The following is a 622-nucleotide window of genomic DNA, read 5'->3' as shown; positions in this document are numbered from 1 at the left end:
CGGGGCGTTGCGGGCAGTCGGGGTGTCCGCATCGGCAGGACAGTGTTTTGCCGGGGACGCCGGTGATCTCGGCGAGGGCCATCACGCGTTGTTGCCCGATGCGGCGGGGGTCGCGGCGGCAGACTCGTTGGGCGATCAGGGTGCTGATGCGTTGGGACAGGTGCACGCCGTCTTCGGCGGGTACACACGCATCGAGGTTCATGTGGCCTGATGAGTCGGCGGTGACGGTCAGGTTTTGCCAGGCTTCGGCGAATTCTTCGCGGGCGTGGGCGGCGCCGTCGGGGTCGAGGCTGATCACGGTTTCGGCGAGTTGGTCGGCGAAGACTTTGTCGGTGGTGGGTCGTGCCTCCAATTCCAACGCCAGGTCCTCGAAATCGAGGGTGGACCCAGCATCGTCGACAACACCATCATCATCATCGGAATCTGGGGTGTCGGTGGGATCGGTGGAGTCGGGTTGGTCGAGGTCGGCTATCGGATCGGCGTCGATGACCGGGTTGTCGATGATCAGGTCGTCGGGGACCAGTTGTGCGGCGTACACCATTTTTGACATGCGGTGGGTGCTGAACTCGCCGGCCAGATATGCGGTGCGGATCTTGGGGAGTCGTTGCAGGGCGTCGCCGAG

General features: G+C 64.3%; 1 protein-coding gene. It reads right to left on the bottom strand.

Annotated elements, in window-relative coordinates; all coding sequences use genetic code 11:
* Window positions 1–622: DUF222 domain-containing protein (locus tag ACPXCG_RS23975; RefSeq protein ID WP_425794895.1), on the bottom strand; the 622-nt coding region annotated here is incomplete at both ends.

The organism is Gordonia sp. DT218 (assembly GCF_049847105.1).
In the GTDB taxonomy this organism is placed as follows: Bacteria; Actinomycetota; Actinomycetes; order Mycobacteriales; family Mycobacteriaceae; genus Gordonia.
This window is presented reverse-complemented; position numbering and strand designations above follow the sequence as displayed.